The following is a 19,290-nucleotide window of genomic DNA, read 5'->3' as shown; positions in this document are numbered from 1 at the left end:
TTTGGGGGACTAGAGACTTTAGGATTAAGGACTTTAGGAATAAAGATAAAAATAAATCAAAGCGGTTGTTTCTGAGGAGGCAACCGCTTTTGTTTTTTAGTTGCTAGAAATCTGGAAGAAGTGAAAAATAATTTATTGCCAAAATAGTTTCTTTCTTAGAAAACAACAGTGCTTTTGTATCTTTGTTAGGCACGTTTATCAAATTTTACTCAAACTCATGTCCACAAAATTATACAGCTACCTATTTTTTTTCCTCCTATTGTCAAGTTGTTCAAGTAATAAAATCTCAAAGTCTTCTTCGACTTTAAAACCTACGTTTAACGTTGTAGAAGATAGCCTCAATTTATTCGATGTTTCCAGAAAGCGTTCAGTATCAGTGGCTTTGTATATGCCTAAATCAGATAAAAAAATCAAGCACTCCAAAGTCGTAATCTTTAGTCATGGTTATTACCAAAATAGAGGAGGTTCTAATAAAGCATATTCCTATATCACTGAAAAGTTAGCTTCCGAAGGCTATTTTGTTGCCAGTATTCAACATGAATTACCCACTGATGAATTGATTCCAACTAGTGGAGTTCCACAAATTGTGAGAAGACCCTTTTGGGAAAGAGGGGCTGAAAATATCCGTTTTGTAATCAATGAATTAAAAAAGACTAATCCAACCTTAGATTTCAAGCACGTAATACTTATCGGGCATTCAAATGGCGGAGATATGTCAATACTGTTTGCACACAAATATCCAAATTTGGTAGAAAAAGTAATTTCTCTGGATAATAGAAGAATGTCTTTCCCTAAGGTAAACCAACCCAGATTATACACGCTTCGTTCAAGCGACCAAGTGGCAGACGAAGGCGTTTTACCCACACCCGAAGAGCAGATAAAATATGGTATTACCATTATCAAACTGAAAAATACCATACATAATGATATGGACAACAATGCAAATACAGCACAACGAAAAGAAATTAATGATTATATTTTGAAGTTTTTAGAGTGATTTAATAATTATGATTAATACTCTTATATGTTTTCTATAGATATAAGATTAACCTTGAAATTTATGGAATCGTTATACACAGAAAATCAAATATTTATCCCTATAATATCAGATTATGGATTTAAGGCTACTTTTGGAAATGAAGCCAATACTTTGTTTCTAAGAAAAGCACTACAAGCACTTATAAAATCTAACTCACCTATCATTGAAGTTAAATTTGATAAAAATACTTTTGAAGGCATTACTCAAGATGGTAGAAGCGGTATTTTTGATTTAGCTTGTACTGATGAAAGTGGAAATCATTTTATTGTTGAAATGCAATATGGAGATGCACCTTATTTTGTACAACGAATGAAATTCTATGCACTACACAAGTTTAATTCAATGGTAAAAAAAGGTAAATATGATTATGGAACACTTCCTAGAATATACTGTGTCGCTATTTTAGCGAACAATATTCTCCCATTTTCTGATTATCATACGATTGCTAACTTAAGAAATGAAAATGGAGAACTTTTTGATGAACAAATGATGTTTGTTACAGTAGAATTAGATAAATTTGTTCTGCAAGAGTCTGATTGTCAAACTGATTTAAAAAAAATGATTTATACGATGAAAACGCTCCATACTGTTACGAAATCCACTCAATTTCCTGAGTTTTGGGATGAGGAGTGGTTAAAAGTTGCTATTGATGAATTGGATAGTCGTAAAATGAGTCCAGACGAAAAGGCTTCATTTGAAATGTTAATTGCTAGAAATGCTGAAGCTGTAAAAAATGAAAATAAGAAGATAATTGAAGCCGAAAAAAGAAAAACAACTTTTTTTGTAGAAAGTCTATTAACAAAAACCAATCATACAATTAATCAAATAGCTGACATAGCAGAAGTTTCTGTTGAATTTGTAACTAATATTCAAAAAAAGCTTTTAGAGGGCAAATAATTACTCTGGTAAAATAATATATGTTTACAAAAGACCTCTGTATCATAAGCAGAGGTCTTTTTGTATATTTGCCAATAAGTCTTTGTTACTTCATCCACCAAACCTATCACAGCAAACATGATTAATTATAATCCCAAAGAATGGTTTACATTCATTTTTAGAATCCACAAAAGCGATACGGTACGTCAGCTAACACCTATGATGATTAGTTTGTCTATTTATGTGGCGCTCATTGCTTTTTTAGAAATAGAAGTATTTAAATTAAGTGAAAATAGCCATATCAAAAATATCACCATTCTGCATGGAATGCTAGGCTTTGTAATCTCTCTTTTATTAGTTTTCAGAACGAATACTGCTTATGAACGCTGGTGGGAAGGAAGAAGAATGTGGGGAAACTTAACGAATACCTCCCGAAATCTAGCTATGAAAATCAATGCTGTTTTACCTGCGGATGATATTGCGAACAAAACATTCTTCAAAGAGCATATCGTAGAATATGCTTTTGCTTTAAAAAGACACCTCAGAGGTCACCAGAAAGATAGTGAAGTATTTACTTCTAAAATATCTCTCCATCACGATTTACATAAACCCAACCATATTGCTAAATTGATGTTTGTCCGAATAAACGACCTCTATCATCAAAAAGTAATAAGTGGTACGCAACTATTATTTTTGAACGAAGAATTTCGCACATTCACTGATATTTGTGGTGCTTGCGAGCGTATCAAGAGTACGCCGATTCCGTTCTCCTATTCAGTTTTTATCAAGAAATTTATATTTTTTTATGTTATGTCGTTGCCTTTTGGCTATGTCTTTAGCTTGGGTTATATTGCCGTGCCAATCGTTGTTTTTGTGTTTTATGTATTGGCTAGTTTAGAATTGATTGCAGAAGAAATTGAAAATCCTTTTGGGGTAGATGATAACGATTTGCCATTAACGACGATGTCTAAGAATATCCAAAAACATGTTGGCGAGATATTAAATTAGCCTAGTAATCCCTAGCAAGGTACTTAAGTACCTCGCTAGGGATTACTATTAGCTGGCGACTTAAGTCGCCAGCTAATAGTAAGAATTAGTTTTAAACTATGCTCGCTTGATTAATAACTGTTTCTTTTAAATCATCGCAACGTCCTTGTAAACCTCCTGTGTGTACAGCAACGATATTAGCATTTTCAGGAAAGTATCCTTTCTGAATTAAATCATAGATACCAAACATCATCTTGCCAGTATACACTTGTTCAAGCATGATATTAGGATTCCTTTCTTCAAAACCTTTGATGAAACTAATCAACTCAGGAGTAGTTTTGGCATAGCCGTCAAAATGATATTGTTCATTTAATTCAAACTCTTTTTCAAAAGGCAAAAGCTTTTCAATCTGCCCTTTCAATAAACCCTTACCTTTTAGCGAAGCAAAGCCTATCGCTTTAGTATTTTCTCTTAATCCACTGACGATGCCTGCTATTGTACCACCTGTGCCTACTGCACTACAAATATAGTCGGGGTTAAGTATTTCATAAATTTCATCAACCATCTCATTGACGCCCTTTATCGCCAAATCATTTGTGCCACCTTCTGGCAAAACATAAAACTTCTCTCCATACTGTCGCGTTAACCTATTCCTAAAATTATAGTCGAGTCGGGTAACAAAAATTAATTCCATACCACAATCATGAGCAAACCTTAGCGTAGCATTTGAATCAGGTGTAAGTTCGTCTCCACGAATAATGCCTACTGTTTTAAACCCAAACTCTTTACCAGCGGCGGCTGTTGCGTAGATATGGTTTGAATAGGCTCCGCCAAAGGTTAATAGCTGATCAAATCCTTGTAATTTGGCCTCAATTAAATTAAATTTTAGTTTCCTCCACTTATTTCCCGTTACTTCTGGATGAATTAAATCGTCTCTTTTTAAATAAAGTTTTACCTTAAATGAGTCAAGTATAGGATCCTTTATTAACGCTAAAGGAGACGCGGGTAATTGAAACATGGCGGTATTTGTTTAAATTTGGTTTTTAATGCCAAATATATGCAAGAAATAGAAGACGAAGAAGAAGAATTATATCAGCACCACCGATTTGAGGTTGACAAAGGACAAAGTATATTAAGGATTGATAAGTACCTTATGTCCCGATTACAGAATGCTTCTCGCAATAAAATACAAGATGCTATCGAGACTGCTGCGGTAAGAGTAAACGATGCTGTAGTAAAAGCCAATTATAAAGTAAAGCCTTTAGATGTTATCACGGTTTTATTACCAGAACCACCTCGGAATACAGAAATTATCCCACAAAATATTCCTTTGGATATTGTTTATGAAGATGATGAGTTATTAGTCGTAAACAAACCAGCAGGCATGGTTGTGCATCCTGCACATGGCAACTGGGAGGGGACTTTAGTTAATGCCTTAATTTACCATTTCCAAAATTTACCTACCCATCGTAATGGTGAAATCCGCCCAGGATTGGTACATCGTATTGATAAAGATACCTCTGGTTTATTGGTAATCGCCAAAACAGATACAGCAATGACGCATCTGGCAAAACAGTTTTACGACCATAGTATCGAGCGTACTTATAATGCCTTAATATGGGGTGAGCCTAAAGCAGATGAAGGAACAATTACGGGGCATGTGGGTAGGAGCTTAAAAGACCGTAAAGTAATGGCTGTTTTCTCGGATGGTTCAATGGGAAAAGATGCTACTACACATTATAAAGTATTGAAGAAATTACGGTATGTATCAGTAGTTCAATGTAATTTAGAAACTGGAAGAACGCATCAAATTCGGGTACATTTCAAGCATATCGGGCATCCATTGTTTAACGATGCTACTTATGGTGGCGACAGGGTATTGAGAGGAACGGTATTCTCTAAGTACGAACAGTTTGTAGCGAATTGTTTTAAAATGTGTCCTAGACAAGCATTACATGCAAAATCGCTAGGATTTATTCATCCAAAAACGGGCGAATTTTTACAATTTGATACAGAATTACCAGAAGAAATGCAACAAGTAATCCAGAAATGGGAGACTTATGTAAATAATGAATAAACAATTAATCTAACCAATTTCCAATGTCAGTCATTATCAGAAAAGGTATTCGTGAAGATGTACCAGTGATGTTTGAGCTAATCAAGGAGTTAGCGCTGTATGAAAAAGCCCCAGAGCAAGTAACGAATACCGTTGAGCAGATGTACCTTGATGGTTTTGGTCAAAACCCTATCTTCGGGTCTATTGTAGCGGAAGTGGAAGGCGAAGTAGTTGGTCTAGCTTTGTATTATTATCGATATTCTACTTGGAAGGGTAAACGATTGTATTTGGAAGATTTGATTGTTTCTGAAAAAATGAGAGGGAAGGGTTTAGGCGAAAAATTATTAGAAGCTACTATCCAACAGGGTAAAGACGATGCCTGTACGGGCGTAATGTGGCAGGTATTAGATTGGAACGAACCTGCCATTAATTTCTACAAGAAATTTGGAACAAAAATGGACGGCGAATGGATTAATGTTCATTTGGATTTTTAAAATAGAAGTAAGACTTAAGACACAAGACGCTAGACACAAGATGTAATTTATCTAATCAGTTTCCATACATTTTGTCTTTTAGCTTATTGTTTCTTTAAGCCGTTAATCTTACTTCTTAAAATCTTTTTCCCAAAGTCTTGAGTCTTAAATCTTGTGTCTTTTATCTCTAAAACAAGTGCAAAAAACCTTCAACATTTCAATAGATACTGGTGGAACTTTCACCGATTGTGTAGCATCTGATAATGATGGAAATCAATACCGCTATAAAATCCTTTCTAATAGTTCGCTTCGTGGTGAAATTATTGAACAAATCAATCTACAGACATTCAAAGTAAAATCTTCTTGGTTTTTAAAAAGAGATATTCTAGTAGGATATACTTTTAGTTTATTCAATCATAGCTTTCAAGCTCAAGTGGTGAGTTTTGATATTGAAAGTAATACATTGACTATCAATCAACCATTACCCGAATTATTGGATAGTCAAGTATTGAGTTTTGCTTTAACAGCCTTTGAAGAAGCCCCTGTACTAGGAGCAAGGTTGATAACACAAACAGGCTTGAGAGAAGCATTCCCGCCTATTCAAATTAGGATAGGTTCAACCAAAGGAACGAATGCTTTATTGGAAATGAAAGGAGCGAAGACGGCTTTTTTTGTAACAAAAGGATTTAAAGATTTATTAGTGATTGGCAATCAATCTCGTCCAGATATTTTTGCGTTGAATATTGTTCGTCTTGCGCCACTTTATAGTGAAGTAATCGAAATAAATGAACAGATTGATAAAGATGGGAATATCCTTGAATCGCTAAATGTTTCTACGCTGGAAGAACAAGCTAAACGACTTAAAAATGAAGGTATCTTGGCAATTGCAGTATGTTTGAAAAATGCTTACCGCAATAATATTCATGAAAAGCAATTAAAAGAAGTATTTTTGAAATACTTTAAATATGTAAATATCTCTACAGAACTAAGCAAGCAAATCAAGTTTTTGAACAGAGCAGAAACTACAGTTGTCAACGCTTATCTTTCTCCCATTATCAATACCTATATCAATAATATTAGCGCGCAGATTCCTGATAAGCATTTCAAGGTAATGACCAGTGCTGGGAGCTTAGTAAATGCACATCATTTCCATCCCAAAGATAGTTTACTTTCTGGTCCTGCTGGTGGCGTAGTGGGGGCAGCATATATTGCAAAAGTATCGGGATTTGAGAAAATTGTCACTTTTGACATGGGCGGAACCAGTACAGATGTAGCTCGTTATGATGGCAATTTCGATTATCAATTCTCACAAAAAATTGGCAATGGACAAATATTCAGTCCGTCGTTAGCCATTGAAACAGTTGCCGCTGGTGGAGGGTCAATTTGTTCTTTTGATGGCTTTAAATTAAGTGTAGGACCAGAAAGTGCAGGTTCTATGCCAGGGCCAGCATGTTATGGAGCTGGGGGTGAACTCACGATTACAGACGTAAATTTACTGCTAGGTCGATTAGATATTCAACAATTTAGCATTCCCGTTTTCCCTGAAAAAGCGGCTGAAAAATTACAAGAATTATGGGCTAAAATTGCTGAAAAAACGGGTGTACAACCCGAAAAAGAAGAAATTTTAGAAGGATTTAGAGCCATTGCCAATGAAAAAATGGCAGATACTGTTCGTAAAATATCCATTGCCAAAGGATATTCCATCCATGATTATGCCCTAGTAGCCTTTGGTGGGGCAGGTGGTTTACATGCCTGTGGTATTGCTAATTTATTGAATATTAGCACTATTCTTTTACCAAAAGATGCAGGTTTGCTTTCCGCTTTTGGCATTGATAAAGCACAAGTAGAAAGGTTTTCGGAAAGGTCTATTTTAGAGATTTTTAACGAAAAATTAAATGACAACCTGACTGAATTGTTTAAACAGGCTGAGGATGAGGTAGTTGCTACTTTGAAAAATGATGGCGTAGAAGCTTCAACAATTCGTTTTAAAAGTCATGCTTTGTATTTGCGTTTTAAAGGTCAAGACTCAACAATAGAAATAGCGTGGCAAAATTTCGATGCTATTTTAGCCACTTTTAAGGCTAAATATACAGCCATCTTTGGACATTGGATTGATAATAGAGCCATTGAGCTAGAAAGTATCAGGGTGAATGCTTATGAGTTTTCTGAGGAAGAACTATTGGAAGAAACAGCAACATTTGAAGAATATTTCCCACAGGCAAATCATTCAGTAGAAGCATTTTTTAATAAACAATGGCAAAATGTACCTGTTTATTTTAGAAATCAGTTAGACAACGGAGCCATCATTAAAGGCTTTGCTTTATTACTCGACCCCTTTAGCACGACTGTCATTGAACAAGGATGGACACTGAAAATTGACAATCATGGAACGGCTATTATTCAAAAAGAGGCAATAGAAGTTGTTGAAAATGAAATAGAGAATCAAGAGACACAGCTAGAGCTTTTTACCAATCGTTTTATGACGATTGCCGAGAATATGGGCTTGTTACTTCAAAGAACCGCCCTCTCTGTCAATGTCAAAGAAAGACTAGATTTCTCTTGTGCATTGCTAGATGCAGAAGGTGAATTGATAGCTAATGCTCCCCACATTCCTGTACATTTAGGAAGCTTGGGTGTATGCGTAAGAAGTGTTTTAAAGTATATCAACATCGATAAAGGCGACGTAGTAGTGACAAACCATCCAAAATTTGGAGGTTCACATTTACCTGACATTACATTGATATCTTCGGTATATTCTTTTGATAATCAATTGATTGGCTATGTGGTTAATCGTTGTCATCATTCCGAAGTTGGTGGTGTGCGTCCCGCTTCAATGCCTCCTTATTCTAAAAATTTAGCAGAAGAGGGCGTAGTAATTCCACCGATATATTTGGTAAAAAATGGAGAAATGCGTTGGGATAGTATCAAAGAATTGCTTTTATCAGGCGAGTATCCTACACGAGCCATCGAAGAAAATTTAGCAGATTTAAATGCTGCTTTGGCTGCCAATCGAAACGGAGAAGAAGCTTTACAGGCTTTGGTTCAGGAACATAGTTTATCTAAAGTTCATTTTTATATGAACCGTTTGAAAACGTATTCAGAAAGTAGGATGCGTGAAAAACTGCAACAATTTGGACAAGGAATTTATCAAGCAGAGGAATTTTTGGATAACCACGAACCTTTAAAAGTACAGGTAAATATTCAAGAAAATAGCTGTACAATTGATTTTACAGGAAGTGCCAAAACAGACTCTGGTAACTTGAATGCTAATATTGCCATCGTAAATTCTGTAGTCATTTATGTGTTAAGGTTATTATTGAACGAAAAAATACCTTTGAATGATGGCATTTTGAAGGCAGTTACATTAATAATTCCCGAAAAGTCAATCTTAAATCCTGATTATCCCGACAATCCCAAAGATTGTCCAGCCGTAGTAGGAGGGAATGTAGAATTAAGTCAAAGGCTTACGGATACTTTACTCAAAGCATTTGGCATTGTAGCTTGTTCACAAGGAACGATGAATAACTTCTTGTTCGGCAATAAAACCTTTGGATATTATGAAACCATCTGCGGAGGAAGTGGGGCAGGAGATGGTTTTGATGGTACCTCTGGTGTACATACGCACATGACCAACACAAGGATTACCGATGCTGAAATCATGGAATTACGATACCCTGTTTATCTCAATCGCTTTGAAATTCGTGAGAATTCAGGAGGGAAAGGAAAATACAAAGGGGGTAATGGTATTATACGAGAAGTTACTTTTTTAGAAGATGTTGAAGTTTCTCTACTGCGTCAGCACCTCAGTACTCAGCCTTTTGGATTAAATGGCGGAAATACAGGAGCATCAGGTAAACATTTATTAACTAGAACTGATGGAACTGTTACGGCAGATAATGAAATTACAGCACACGCAGGAGATAAACTAACCATTTGGACACCAGGTGGTGGAGGTTTCGGAACAACATAATTAAATTATGACTTGAAATAACATGATTAGTAATTGGGTATGTTGATTTTTTTGTCAACCTATTTTAGGCAAGCACAACTAATCACCAATTACTAATCACCAATCACTACATTACAATGATTTACGTTTAATAAAATATCCTTTATTCACAAACCTGCCTTTTTCTCGCGAGATAATCATTTGAGCAGCTCTTTTTCCCATCAAGGCAAAATCGTTTGAAATGACCGATACACCTTCTGCCAGAATTTCTTTGATGGGCGTATCATCATAAGACATCAGTCCAATATCACTACCAAGTTTCCAGCCTTTTTTATTCGACCAATTGATGAAGCGAACCAAATCATTTTCTCTGAAAACCAGATATGCATGGTCTTTTTGAAGGTGTTCTTCCTCTTCTAAATCAGAAATAATTTCATAAGAAATGTTGTTTTCATGACAGAATCGCTCAAAACCTTGAATAATGCCAACAGGCGTATATTGAAAACTTTTGCTACTAAGCACCAATGAAAAGGTTTGATACTTTTTGATTAGTTCTTTGGCTTCATTTAAACCTGCATAGGTATTATTCTTGAAATCTTGATACAAGATGGCATAATCTGTCCCAAAACTTGGCACATCAATATCCAATATTAATAGTTTTTCTTTAGGTATTTTTTGAAGTACGTTCGTCACATCTTGATTAAAATGTGGCATCACAATATAGAAATTGTAGGAACCCAAATGGTTGAGGATAGTATTTTCAAAAACCTTTAAGTTGTGATGATGAAAGAAAATATTAATCGTTACATTTTCTCCTAATTCTGCTACCAAGCTATCGTACAAAATCTCCTTGTAAGGTGTAAGGGCATCAAAAAGCACAAAAATATTTAGCTGACTCCTTGTGTCAGTATTTGAAACATAAAATCCTTTACCGTGGTGCGATGTAATAATTCCTTTTTCTCGAAGGTCATCATAAGCTTTGGCAACCGTCATTCTGGCCATGCCAAAATTGTGCGATACTTCATTGATAGATGGTAGTTGCTGACCTCTCACTAACTCACCTTCTTCAATTCCGTTGATAATGTATTCAATTAGCTGTTGAAATTTAGGCTTGCTAGAGTGGGCATCAATTTGAATGCTGTTTTTCATTGAATCTATTTCTTTCTATTTGAGGTAATTAAGGCAAATTAATAATATTTTTTTGGTGTATTAATAAACTATTGTCTTTTTCCTGTTTTAACTCAAATTATGGTTAAAAAATTTTGAATCGATAATTTTTTTTTTAAATTTGTAGTGGAATTAACTAGCATAGTATAGCATTGTTTTAATGTAGATTTAAACATTAAAACGAGCTTCAAGATATAAATGTTTCATTACTGCTTTTAGTGATGATTGAATTACAAGTTTTGTTTATAAAAATGGTTAATGGTGTACAGTGTCTGTCGGAGACATAACTTTGTCTCCGCAGGCAATTGTCTTCTAAACAAACTTGCTTAAAGATGCCTCCTATCTCTGAATATTTAACTTCTAAACTACTTGTTTTCAAGTAGTTTTTTTTTGTGCTTTAGCGTTAATATTGTTTTTTGGATATAAAATTTCATTTTATAATGAATTATTAATTAATATTAAAATAATATCCTTTTTTTTGATGTTAATTAATATGAATAATATAAATTGGCATCAATATCAGAAATACCAGTCCACATACTAACAGCGTTTTGATATGAAGTTTTTAAAAATCCTTTTGTTATTGTTGCTAGTTAGCTTCAAATTCATTGCTTCGCCAATGAATTCAGAAGATGCTATGCACAATCACTTCATGAAAAGGCATCTTTTAAAATCAGCTCATGACACTTCTAGAACACAACTATGTGATACTGAAATTAATGAAAGTGAAGAAAGTTCTGAAGACACCAAAGAATTCGATTTATCAAAAATTGCCTTCACTTTTAGCGAGTTTTTTACGTTTAAACTATTTGTTTTAAAGCAAACATACCTTACTTCTTGGATTTTTAAATCTAAAATTCATTCTTGCTTTCCGCTTTTTGCGTTATATCTCAATTTCCGTATTTGATCTCTTTTTTGCCAGAAGCATCATACTGATGCCTTTCCGTTTGTTTACATCATCGCTTTGTAAATCATCTGGCCATTTTTCATTACCATTTTCTTTAAAGTTTGCTCAGCTTATTCGATTATTCCGATAATGTTGTGTCATGCTTGTATTTAAACTTGATTTTAATCTTGATTGCTATAACCACTAATCAAAGATGTTGGAATTTGAGTTGCTTATATTTTGTGCTTAAAGGTTTACTTTCTAGCCAATAAAGAAATATGCTTATACGAGTTATTACAAGTTTTAATTAAATCTTAAAGTATTTGTATGAAAGCACACGATTCATCTTTTGATGAGCACGAGGTTCTTCATGAGCTAAAGCACTATTTACCTGCACAAGCTCCGTTGAAAGACTTTGTTCATCATAACACACTTCATGCGTTCCAACAGCTGAAATTTTATAAAGCCTTGAGAAAGGCATCCAAAATATTTGGATATAACGTGTTCTTGGGTTTAGACGAATTCAGAGCATTGTATCAATCTAATAGAATTAGTTTGCCAATTCTTGAAAAAGTTATTGTTGAAAGAATGGGGGAAGAGTTTTTGCTTGATTGGAAAGAGAAAGTTCTTCAAAAAACGTATGATACAACCTTAACTCCACGCATTGGTGCTTTAAGAGCAAACTGGAAATTAGTACACCATATTGATATGGATTTGTTGGTTCATCCAATTTTATTCAGAATCCTTTGTAGTTTTCTTGACCAAGGGATTTCAATCTGGAGTTTCCCTAATATTCATAAAGGGTTTTTAGCTTCCATCAGAGAAATGGAGCGAAATACCTTTACGAGTTTTTTTAAAACTGAGCGAGCAAAAAATATATTATTAAAGGGTAATTGCAAAATTGAAGACTTACTGAAGATTATTGTAGGTGACTCATCGCTGTATAAGCAATATCTTTTTGATCAGCAATTTGCACACCAAGGCTGGTCGGGAATGGTTTCTGTAGTGGAAGATATGCCACAGACATTACTTGACCTCAAGAAAATCTCAACACATGATTTAATCGTTTTTGAATTATTATTAGAGATAGATGCCCTTGATTTTAAATTTGGACAAAACTGGGTTCCTCTTGGTAGTGCTGCTAAAGAAAAAACGAAAGACATTTTTGCAGAAGTACCTGAGAGTGAATTGAATCAAGTCCTTTCAATTTGGCAAGATGCTTTTGAGTGGACTTACTACGATCAAGTATTAGCAGGTATCCAACTCGAAAAAGGAGATAAAAGAATCATTGAGCAAAAAACCTTTCAAGCAATATTTTGTATTGACGACCGCGAGTGTTCTATTCGTCGTTATCTTGAAAAACTTGATAGTAGTTGTGAAACATTTGGTACACCAGGCTTTTTTGGCGTTGAGTTTTACTATCAACCAGAACACGCTAATTCTTATACCAAACAATGTCCCGCACCTGTTACGCCCAAATTCTTGATTAAAGAAGTAGGTTCAAAAAGCAAGCAGGCGAAGGATGCACATTTTACAAAACATACGCATTCGTTATTTAGTGGCTGGTTAATTTCCCAAACACTTGGTTTCTGGTCTGCTATGCGTTTGTTTTTGAATATATTCAGACCTACCACCAGTGCCGCTGCTGTTTCTTCATTCAAACACATGGATAAAGAATCGAGCCTAACGATTGAACATAAGCATGACCACACCCATCCACGGAAAGATGAACTTCAAGTAGGTTTTACTGTGGCTGAGATGGCCCAACGTATGGAAGGTTTGTTGAAGAGCATTGGATTAGTTAAAGATTTTGCACCTGTCGTATATATCGTAGGGCATGGAGCAAGCAGTGTAAACAATACTCATTATGCTGGTTATGATTGTGGTGCTTGTTGTGGCAGACCTGGTTCTGTAAATGCCAGAGTCGCTAGCTTTATGTTGAATCATCAAGAAGTAAGAGCAATATTGGCTATCAAAGGAATCGATATTCCAGATACAACGCAGTTTGTAGGAGCTTTGCATGATACTACGCGTGATGAGATTCTATTTTTCGATGAAAATGAGCTTTCAGAAAAAAATAAAGAAGGTCATACAAAAAATGAAACGTTTTTTGTAAAAGCCCTTGATTTCAATGCTAAAGAACGTTCTAGAAGATTTGAATCAATCGATACTAAACTAACGGCTGGAGAAATTCATGAAAAAATACGCACAAGGTCGGTTTCGCTTTTCGAGCCACGACCAGAGCTAAATCATGCTACTAACGCTGTGTGTATTGTAGGACGAAGAGAATTATCGAAAGAATTATTCTTGGATAGACGGGCCTTTATGAATTCATACAATTATCAGGTTGATTTAGAAGGAAAGTTCCTATTCAATATCTTGAAAGCGGCAGCACCAGTTTGTGGAGGAATTAACTTGGAATACTATTTTTCAAGAGTCGATAATCAGAAACTAGGGGCAGGTTCAAAACTACCACACAATGTGATGGGTCTTTTTGGAGTAGCCAATGGCATCGATGGAGATTTAAGACCAGGGTTGCCAAGTCAAATGATTGAAGTACACGACCCAATTAGAATGTTATTCATTGTTGAACATTTTCCTCAAGTTGTTTTGGATACTATCAAAATATTGCCTGAAACTTATGAGTGGTTCAATAATGAATGGGTACATCTAGTGGTAGTAAACCCTGAAACCAATGAAATGTTCAGATTTCATAACGGGCATTTTGTTCCTTATCAGGCTGTTAATAAAAAAATTGATTCCGTTACCGAGATTGAACCATTGATAGAATCGCACCAAGATAATTTTCCAGTTTATTTAATAAAATAAGAATACAAGATGACTTCGATACTTCAAATTTTTATTCTTATACCAGTTATAGGTTTTATTATAAGTTTATTAATACCTGCAAAAAAAGAAGGAATTCTCTCGCGAGTGGCTTTTTTAACGGTGGGATTGCACTTAATTAGCTTTATTATATTTTCGGTTTTTTGGCTATTTCATGGTCATGAGACGCTTAATTTAAAAGAGATTGTATTGTTTAAATCGAAAGATTATGAGTTTCTAATTGATTTTTGTTTCGACGAGATTACGGTAGTGTATTTATTGGTAGGTGCATTTTTAACTTTTCTGGTGACGATATACAGTCGATATTATCTTCATAGAGAAGAAGGGTATAAACGTTTTTTTAATACTATTCTGTTTTTCTATGTAGGTTATAATGTAGCGATTCTCTCTGGAAATTTTGAAACCCTATTTATAGGATGGGAAATATTAGGAATATCATCATTCTTATTAATTGCCTTTTATAGAAACAGGTATTTGCCCGTTAAAAATGCCATCAAAGTGTTTTCAGTGTATAGAATTGGTGATATCGGATTGATACTTGCCATGTGGGCAAGTCACCATTTGTGGCATGAAAACATTACTTTCTTGAAATTGAGCAATTATGAATTAGTACACGAGCATATACTAAGTCATAGTTTCACGGGCGTATTTATTTCATTAATGATTTTGGTAGCCGCAGCCGTTAAGTCTGCTCAACTGCCTTTTTCATCATGGTTGCCAAGAGCAATGGAAGGTCCAACGCCTTCAAGTGCTATTTTCTATGGTTCACTATCGGTGCATTTGGGTGTATTCCTTTTATTAAGAACATTTCCTTTTTGGGAACACCAAATCTCTGTTAGAATATTGATTGGTCTGTTAGGGTTGACAACCAGTATCATAGCGTCATTAATTGCCAGAGTACAGTCGTCAGTTAAAAGCCAGATTGCTTACGCTTCCATCGCCCAAATTGGACTGATTTTCATTGAAGTAGCAGCAGGATTTGAAAGCTTGGCATTGTTTCACTTTGCAGGAAATGCCTTCTTAAGGACATACCAATTGCTTGTTTCACCATCAGTAGTGAGTTATATGATTCGTGAGCAGTTTTATAATTTCATTCCACGCCAACATACTATTGAAGATTCTTTCCCTAAAAAAGTAGAATATTCTATTTATGTGATGAGCTTGAAAGAATGGAATTTAGATTTATTCATGGATTACATCGTTTGGAAGCCCTTAAAAAATGTAGGTAGAAAGTTAGACTTCCTAACAATCAATAAACTATTGTTGCTGTTTATTCCTACTTATGTTGTTGGATTGGTGCTATTGTACAACCAAGAAAAGCTTGCGCTACAATTGCATGAATATTTGCCTGGTTTGTTTTCGCTAATTGGTTTTATCATGGTCTTGAAATCTTTCTCAGAAAGGAAAAGTCCTAGGATGAGTTGGCTATTAATCATCATGAACCATTTCTGGATTACCCTTGCCATTTCATTCAACGAGCATTTTAAATTAGAAGAAGCCATATTTTATTTAAGTGGCATTATCATAATGGGTGCTTTTGGATACTTCACTTTAAGTAAGTTGAAATCTATCGAGAAAACGCTCGACTTAAATCGTTTTTACGGACACGTTTACGAACATCCAAAATTTGCGATGATGTTTTTGTTGGCTTGCTTGGGGCTAACTGGCTTTCCTATCACGTCAACTTTTATTGGTGAAGATTTAATTTTCAGTCATATCCATGAAGATCAAATTTTCTTAGCATTTTTTATTTCGTCAAGTTTCATCATCGGGGGTATTTCTGTGATAAGAGTTTATGCCAGAATTTTCCTCGGCCCACATATTAAAACGTATCATGAAGTACCTTATAAGTCTTCATAAAAAAGAAATCAAATTCAATCTCAATAATTAATTAACCATTGAATCACGTCACTAAAATTCTTTAAAATATTATTTCAAAATGGAAACAAAAACAAAACTAACTGCTCCTCTTGATGGGTTAGCGGGATTAAAAGAGAACTTTTCAACCGATGCGGTCTCTGGCTTTATTGTATTTTTACTAGCCCTTCCTTTGAGTTTAGGGATTGCTAAAGCCTCAGAGTTTCCTCCTATTATGGGTTTGGTTACGGCTATCATTGGGGGTATCGTAGTAAGTTTATTAATGGGCTCTAGATTAACAATTAAAGGTCCAGCCGCTGGCTTAATCGTAATCGTAGCAGGTGCAGTAAATGAATTTGGAGGGGGCGAATCAGGTTGGCATTTAGCATTGGGTGCGATGGTAGTAGCAGGTATTGTCCAAATACTTTTTGGGGTATTTAAGTTAGGTAAACTAGCTGACTTTTTCCCACTTTCGGCTATTCATGGTATGCTTGCTGCTATTGGTTTAATTATCATTGCTAAGCAAATACCAGTATTATTAGATGTAGCACCAGCTTTGACAAAAGGAAAAGGGCCATTAGCTTTGATTGGTTCAATCCCAACATTTATTGCACATCTTGACCCTAAAGCTACTTTGATTGGCGTTGTTTGTTTAGCCATTATGTTAGGCTGGCCATTTATTAAGAATCCTATTATCAAGAAAATTCCTGCTCCATTAGTAGTGCTTATTATTGCGATTCCTGCTGAATTAGCAATGGATTTCCAAACTACTGAACCTGCTTACGCTTTGGTACACATTGGTAACTTGATGGAAAATATTAAAATCAATGTAGACTTTTCAGGTATTTCTCAAACAGGATTATTTATTAAATATGTAGTAATGTTTGCTTTGGTAGGTACGTTAGAATCATTGCTTACAGTAAAAGCCATTGATATGTTAGACCCATATCGTCGTAAATCTGATACTAACAAAGATTTAATCGCTGTAGGTGTTGGTAATACTTTAGCTGCAATTTTAGGAGGCTTACCGATGATTTCTGAAGTAGCTCGTAGTTCTTCAAACGTTAATAATGGCGCTAAAACTCGTTGGGCAAACTTCTTCCACGGATTCTTTATTTTAGGTTTTGTTTTGTTAGCATCACATTTAATTGAGCTTATTCCTAACACTGCTTTAGCAGCCATGTTGATTACTGTAGGTATTAAATTGGCTCATCCAAAAGAATTTATCCATACTTTCAAAATTGGTAAAGAGCAATTGTCAATCTTCTTGATTACTATTTTCTTTACTTTATATGAAGATTTATTAGTAGGTATTGCAGCAGGTATTGCTTTAAAAATCATTATTCACTTAGTGAATGGTTTACCAATTAGTTCATTATTTAAAGCACCGACCTTGGTATCTTTTGAAGGAGATGAATATTTAGTAGAAATCGATAAATCTGCTGTTTTTACAAACTATTTAGGAATTAAAAGTAAATTAGATGCTATTCCTGCTGGTTTTAATGTAACGATTGATTTAAAGAACACAAAATTGGTAGATCACTCTGTGATGGAAAACTTACATCACTTTGAGCATGATTATGTAGAAAGAGGGGGTACTGTTAAAATAGTAGGTCTTGATAATCACAAGCCTGTTTCTGGTCATAGGTTGGCCGCTCGTAAAGCTTAATATTCACATATTTTGTTATAATTAATACTGAGTGACATTTTGTCGCTCAGTATCTCAAAACAATCTTTTATTATTCTAATACCATGAAAAAATTACTTTTTATAGTGGCTGGACTAGTGTTGTCCTATACAAGCTTTTCTCAGACTTATAAAGACGGAAAATTATATTTGAATCAAGATGGTTCTCAGTTTTTAAAAATGACATTATTGAATCAAGTTTGGCTTCGTCATAACGAAAACAATCCTGGTTCCACAACAAATGGTTTTGATAAATCTTCGACTACTGATATTGGTATTCGTAGATTAAGATTACAATTGTTTGGACAAATCACCGACCGTACTTATATCTATTTACAAATAGGTGAGAATAACTTTAATGCGTTATCAGACCGTAAGCAGGGTTTCTTTATCCATGATGCGATTGGGGAATATGCAGTAGTAAAAAATAAACTATCACTGGGTGGAGGTTTGACAGGATGGAGCGGGTTAGCTCGTTTTGCAGCACCATCAGTAGGAGGACAATTAGGCGTAGATGCCCCTCTGTATCAACAAGCAACTAATGATGTAACCGACCAGTTTCTTCGCAAACTAAGCATTTATGCTAAAGGAAAACTAGGTTCATTTGACTATAGAGTAGCTTTATCAGACCCAATGGCAATTCAAAAAGCATCAGGGTTTAATGCGGCTACAGCTTTAACAAAAAATTCAAACTTTGCCACAACACCACCAAAATTTCAAACCCAGGGATATTTTCAGTACCAATTTTGGGATAAAGAATCTAACATGAATCCTTATACAGTAGGGACTTATTATGGTTCTAAAAAAATCTTCAATATTGGTGCTGGATTTATCTATCAACCAGATGCGATGTGGCATTTAGCAGATAATGGCAGAGATACGTTGAAAACGGCGATGACATTGTTAGCAGTTGATGCTTTTTATGATGCGCCTATCAACAAAGAAAAAGGAACAGCTTTGAGTGCTTATTTAGCACTGTCAGACTATAATTTCGGTAAAAACTATATACGCCAAAGCGGTCCGTTGAATCCAGCTACGGGTAATGCAAATGCTAGTGTGTTGAATGGTGCAGGAAATAATGCCCCATTGTATGGAACAGGGCAAACCGTTTATGGACAAGTAGGCTATAAAATGGCCAATAATATGTTGGGCAAAGCAGGTACTTTGATGCCTTATGTGAGTGTTCAGTATTCTGATTATGAAAAATTAGCTGACCCTATGGTATTTTATGATGCGGGTATCAACTGGTTGTTTACAGGCCATACTTCTAAGCTAACATTGGCTTATCAAAGTCGCCCAGTCTATACAAGTAATTCAGCAGGTGAATATCATTCAACTGACAGAAAAGGCGGTATTATTATGCAATATCAAGTATTTTTTAATTAAGTGTTACAATATTTTAGTTTGTATGTGGTTTAATATTGGATTGGGTTATCGGCTTCGATAACCCAATTTTGTTTTAATACT

Annotated in this window: 13 protein-coding genes; 11 read left to right on the top strand and 2 right to left on the bottom strand. The window is 35.0% G+C overall.

Annotated features, from left to right (window positions below):
- Positions 1-217: 217 nt before the first annotated feature.
- From AC07N0_RS11140 to AC07N0_RS11130, 3 genes are all read left to right on the top strand, one after another.
- Complete coding sequence (locus AC07N0_RS11140) at positions 218-997, top strand: alpha/beta hydrolase (RefSeq protein ID WP_494589229.1); 780 nt, start codon at positions 218-220, stop codon at positions 995-997.
- A 63-nt stretch (positions 998-1,060) separates the two neighbouring features.
- Positions 1,061-1,936 (top strand): Rpn family recombination-promoting nuclease/putative transposase, encoded by an 876-nt coding sequence (locus AC07N0_RS11135; RefSeq protein ID WP_494589228.1) that lies wholly within the window; start codon positions 1,061-1,063, stop codon positions 1,934-1,936.
- Positions 1,937-2,053: 117 nt separating this feature from the next.
- Entirely contained in the window at positions 2,054-2,923 is an 870-nt protein-coding gene (locus tag AC07N0_RS11130) for a bestrophin family protein (protein ID WP_492799743.1), read from the top strand.
- Between the two features lie 91 nt (positions 2,924-3,014).
- On the opposite strand, the gene AC07N0_RS11125 is transcribed toward AC07N0_RS11130, so the two are convergent.
- Entirely contained in the window at positions 3,015-3,920 is a 906-nt protein-coding gene (locus AC07N0_RS11125; protein WP_494589227.1) for a 1-aminocyclopropane-1-carboxylate deaminase/D-cysteine desulfhydrase, read from the bottom strand.
- A gap of 39 nt (positions 3,921-3,959) precedes the next feature.
- Between AC07N0_RS11125 and AC07N0_RS11120 the strand changes: the two genes are divergently transcribed.
- The 3 genes from AC07N0_RS11120 to AC07N0_RS11110 all read left to right on the top strand — a co-directional run bounded on the left by AC07N0_RS11120 (position 3,960) and on the right by AC07N0_RS11110 (position 9,401).
- The gene (locus tag AC07N0_RS11120; protein WP_494589226.1) at positions 3,960-4,979 is read left to right on the top strand and encodes an RluA family pseudouridine synthase; all 1,020 of its coding nucleotides are present in this window, start codon (positions 3,960-3,962) and stop codon (positions 4,977-4,979) included.
- A 23-nt stretch (positions 4,980-5,002) separates the two neighbouring features.
- Positions 5,003-5,452 (top strand): GNAT family N-acetyltransferase, encoded by a 450-nt coding sequence (locus tag AC07N0_RS11115; RefSeq protein WP_494589225.1) that lies wholly within the window; start codon positions 5,003-5,005, stop codon positions 5,450-5,452.
- 175 nt (positions 5,453-5,627) lie between these two features.
- Positions 5,628-9,401: a hydantoinase B/oxoprolinase family protein gene (locus tag AC07N0_RS11110; protein ID WP_494589224.1), complete on the top strand. Its 3,774-nt coding sequence runs from the start codon at positions 5,628-5,630 to the stop codon at positions 9,399-9,401.
- A gap of 111 nt (positions 9,402-9,512) precedes the next feature.
- On the opposite strand, the gene AC07N0_RS11105 is transcribed toward AC07N0_RS11110, so the two are convergent.
- Entirely contained in the window at positions 9,513-10,529 is a 1,017-nt protein-coding gene (locus AC07N0_RS11105; RefSeq protein WP_494589223.1) for a GntR family transcriptional regulator, read from the bottom strand.
- Positions 10,530-11,103: 574 nt separating this feature from the next.
- On the opposite strand from AC07N0_RS11105, the gene AC07N0_RS11100 reads away from it, so the two are divergent.
- From AC07N0_RS11100 to AC07N0_RS11080, 5 genes are all read left to right on the top strand, one after another.
- The gene (locus AC07N0_RS11100; protein ID WP_492799737.1) at positions 11,104-11,454 is read left to right on the top strand and encodes a hypothetical protein; all 351 of its coding nucleotides are present in this window, start codon (positions 11,104-11,106) and stop codon (positions 11,452-11,454) included.
- 306 nt (positions 11,455-11,760) lie between these two features.
- Positions 11,761-14,262, top strand: coding sequence for a YbcC family protein (locus AC07N0_RS11095; RefSeq protein ID WP_494589222.1), 2,502 nt, complete (start codon positions 11,761-11,763; stop codon positions 14,260-14,262).
- Between the two features lie 9 nt (positions 14,263-14,271).
- The gene (locus tag AC07N0_RS11090; RefSeq protein WP_494589221.1) at positions 14,272-16,140 is read left to right on the top strand and encodes a proton-conducting transporter transmembrane domain-containing protein; all 1,869 of its coding nucleotides are present in this window, start codon (positions 14,272-14,274) and stop codon (positions 16,138-16,140) included.
- 79 nt (positions 16,141-16,219) lie between these two features.
- A complete protein-coding gene (locus tag AC07N0_RS11085) occupies positions 16,220-17,806 on the top strand; it encodes a SulP family inorganic anion transporter (protein ID WP_492799734.1) in 1,587 nt (528 codons plus the stop codon).
- 83 nt (positions 17,807-17,889) lie between these two features.
- A complete protein-coding gene (locus AC07N0_RS11080; protein WP_494589220.1) occupies positions 17,890-19,209 on the top strand; it encodes a hypothetical protein in 1,320 nt (439 codons plus the stop codon).
- Positions 19,210-19,290 lie beyond the last annotated feature (81 nt).

Source organism: Arcicella sp. GW821-FHT09D11, from assembly GCF_059416265.1.
This window is presented reverse-complemented; position numbering and strand designations above follow the sequence as displayed.